This window comes from Mycoplasma marinum, assembly GCF_004335975.1.
Taxonomy (GTDB): Bacteria; Bacillota_I; Bacilli_A; order Mycoplasmatales; family Metamycoplasmataceae; genus Mycoplasma_K; species Mycoplasma_K marinum.
The window spans coordinates 1-3,485 of the sequence record NZ_PSZO01000039.1 but is presented as its reverse complement, the minus strand read 5'-3'; the positions used below and the strand labels follow the sequence as shown (position 1 = coordinate 3,485).

The 3,485-nt window shown below is 30.0% G+C and carries 4 protein-coding genes; all 4 read left to right on the top strand.

Annotated features, from left to right (window positions below):
• Positions 1-77: 77 nt before the first annotated feature.
• Positions 78-1,028 (top strand): carbohydrate ABC transporter permease, encoded by a 951-nt coding sequence (locus C4B24_RS04485; protein ID WP_210725198.1) that lies wholly within the window; start codon positions 78-80, stop codon positions 1,026-1,028.
• Positions 1,028-1,963: a carbohydrate ABC transporter permease gene (locus C4B24_RS04480; protein WP_131599580.1), complete on the top strand. Its 936-nt coding sequence runs from the start codon at positions 1,028-1,030 to the stop codon at positions 1,961-1,963. The genes C4B24_RS04485 and C4B24_RS04480 overlap by 1 nt, the downstream gene beginning before the upstream one ends.
• Positions 1,953-2,495: an RDD family protein gene (locus C4B24_RS04475; RefSeq protein ID WP_131599579.1), complete on the top strand. Its 543-nt coding sequence runs from the start codon at positions 1,953-1,955 to the stop codon at positions 2,493-2,495. The genes C4B24_RS04480 and C4B24_RS04475 overlap by 11 nt, the downstream gene beginning before the upstream one ends.
• Positions 2,495-3,485 (top strand): ATP-binding cassette domain-containing protein (locus C4B24_RS04470; protein WP_131599578.1); only part of this gene is annotated, 991 nt, incomplete at its 3' end. The genes C4B24_RS04475 and C4B24_RS04470, both read left to right, overlap by 1 nt.

The following is a 3,485-nucleotide window of genomic DNA, read 5'->3' as shown; positions in this document are numbered from 1 at the left end:
AACTATTAAAGAAAAAACAGCGACACAAAAATTAGAATTCACTTTTGATTGAGGTAACAAAAGATAAAGGAAAAAATATGAATAAAAAAGAAGTTAGAAATATATTAAAAAGAAGGTATTTAGAGTACAATGGCTATAGAAATAAAGAAATTCGTATAATGAAAGCTAAAAGGCAAGTTGCTGGGACGTTATTCACAATTGCACCTGTGCTTGTAATGGGCATATTTGTATTTGCATCATTTATTATAGGCATTATGTTGGTTTTTTATAAAGGTAAATTAACTGCTGATATGTCAGATATTGAAAATAATTCAATGAAAAACTTTGCTTTAGTAGGCAAGGATCCTATGTTTAAAGAAGCGATTATAAGAACTTTAAAATATGCAGGTATTGTAACATCAATTTCTATTATTGCTTCCTTAATAATCGCCGCTATTATTAACGGAGGCAAAATAAAAGGTAAAAAAGTATTTTTAACTATTTACTTTTTACCACAAGTAACTTCCGCAGTTGCAAGTACAATTATTTTTTATAAAATATTTGGTGGTGATGGTGCACTGGGTGTGAATTTAGCTAAAAATCCAAAAAATATTATTTATATAATCATTTTGGCGGGTTTATGAGTTCAAATATCAGGGTCAATTGTAACCTTTAATACCGCATTTACAAATATAGGTCGCACGGAATATGAAGCCGCTTCTCTTGATGGGGCGGGAACAATGACAAAGTTCTTTAAAATTACATTACCAGCTCTTGCACCTATTATTGCTTACCAGTTAATGATGACGTTGATAGTTAGTATGGCTATATTTGGTCAATCATTTATTGTGATTGCTCTTGGGATATCAAGACCTGAAGATGCTACAACATGATCAGTTCTTGGGTTCCAACATATCATTGGAGCTAAAGGAATTGTATCCAATGTTGGATTAGGGATGATTGAATTACTATCTTTAGGTGCAGCGATTTTTGTTCTTTCAATTATTTCCAATAAAATTCAGCCTATTGATGGAAAGGGAAAAAAATAATGAAACAAAATTCAATTAGAGCTCGTAGAGAAACTCATAAATATAATAAAAGAGCAAAATTATCAAAAAGGTTACATATTTCAAGGAAATTATTGATTTATGCTATATTGATTTTTTGATTAGTTGTTTCACTTTTTCCGTTCATTTGAGCGATTACAGCATCATTTAAAACTCCTGCTAATATTGCTTCTTTAGGAATAAATCCTTTCCCTGGTAAGTGAACCACAGAAAATTTTGATTATATTTTTCATTCAACATTCACCAAAGAATTTATTGGTGTTTGAATAAAAAACTCCATAATTTTTTCTGTTGCCTGTTCTACATTAAATGTATTCTTTAATTTCCTTGCTGGGTACGCTTTAGCTAGAATACATTTTAAAGGTAAAAAACAGTTGCTTTGAATATTTATTGCCGGAATGATGATTCCTGCACAAATTACACAAATCCCACAATTATTTATATTGATTCAAATGGGATTTATTGGGGGTGATGTTGCTGATAATATTTGATTTATTGGTATTATATTCACTTCAATGACTTCGGCTATGTGAATTTTTCTAGTTAGACAATTTTACATTAATTTAGGGAACTCAGCAGAAGAAGCTGGAACATTAGATGGATTATCAACATTTGGAGTATTCATTAGAATATCTTTAAAACTTATGATTCCACTAATTGCCACACAATGAGCAATGATTTTTATGGCTTCATGAAATAACTTTATTATGTTTACATTATGATCGGGTGGCGAGCCATCTAGAATGACCATTACCGCTGCACTACAAGTAATTGGTTCTGCAGCTAATGCTAGTGATCCTAACCAAGGTCGAGCTATAACATTAGCAGCAACAAATATTGCAACTCTGCCAGTAATTATTGTTTATCTTTGTTCACTATTTTTCCAAAGAAAACAAATTGGTGAAAATGACAAATAAAACAAAACATAATATCAGACATGTCTATACAAAGAGTGGCAGATTAGTTGAGTTTCCAATATACTCAAAAATATATAGTTTTTATATATTATTAAGATCATTGGCATTTGCAACAGATTTCCTAATGGTATTAATTTTGCAAACAATTGTTTACAAAATATTGGGAGGAGGGATTGGTAATTTCTTCTTATCTTCAACAATAGCGTTTGTTTATCTTTTAATTTACAACTCTTTCACAATGATTATTACTGATGGTCAAACACTTGGGATGAAAATTGCAAAAGTGAAAGCTGTTCATGCAAGTGGTTTCTCCACTTCAAAACAAATAATCCTTATTAGAGCCGCTATTGGGGCTGTGTATGCACTACCGGTAGTAGGTTGAGCTATGGTAATTGCAAATATTTTCTCAGCTTTATTCTTTAAAGGATTTACAATGGTTGATTACTGTTCTAGGACAGTTGTAGTGACCATTAAAACATTTAAAAATTTGTCAATTATAGAAGATGAATTTTATGGAAAAGGAGTTAAATAATGAACGAATGATTAAATAGATTAATCCTACAAGCTAAAATTAGGACAATAGGTTGGTATAGGTGAAAGAAAATTTTAAGTGCAAATGGTGTTGTCAAAGCAGGTGCTCTTTCTGAGAAGCAACTTGATGAAATTATTTTGAAGATTTTCAAATCTTTTTTCAAAGAAAGTAAAAAAGACAAACCAATTAAACTAGAAAAATTAGGAAAAACTTATGAAAACGGTTATAAAGCTGTACATAATTTTTCACTTGATGTTGAACCGGGTGATTTTGTTTGTCTTCTGGGACCATCAGGTTGTGGTAAAACAACAGCGTTGAGAATGATTGCTGGATTAGATAACATTACTGAGGGTAAATATTTTTTAGGGAATAAAGAAATGAATTCAATTCATCCATCAGAACGTAAAACGGCCATGGTATTTCAAAACTATGCGCTTTATCCGTTTATGACAGTTTACAATAACATCGCTTTCGGCCTTAAATTAAAAATTACAAAAAACGATTTAGTTTCATATTATATTAAACAAATTTTAATTGATAAATACCCTAATTATGAGAAAATCCAGGATGCTAAATTTGCACTTTGAGAGGCAAAACATCCATTTCATTATGAAATAAATGCAGCAAAAACAAAAGTTAAAAAAGCTTCGTTTAAAGAGTTTGATAAAGATGAGCTTGATTCTGCAAAAAGAGAGTTAAAAAAATTCGAAGATTTAGCTGCAAAACAAAAAAACAATATTGAAGGTTTTGTAGAAATAAAGCACACGATCAAAAAACTAAAAAAAGAACAAAAAAAACTAATTAGTCAACAAAAAATAGAGTTGCAAAAACAAGAAAAAATAATAAAGGATCAAATTAGTGTTTTACTGCAAAAACAAAGAGAGTATAAAATTAAAAAACAAGAAATGATTCCCGTTATCAATAATACAATCTCTAAACTTGAAGAGGAAAAGAATGAATTAACTAGAAAATACAATGCAGAATTTAAAA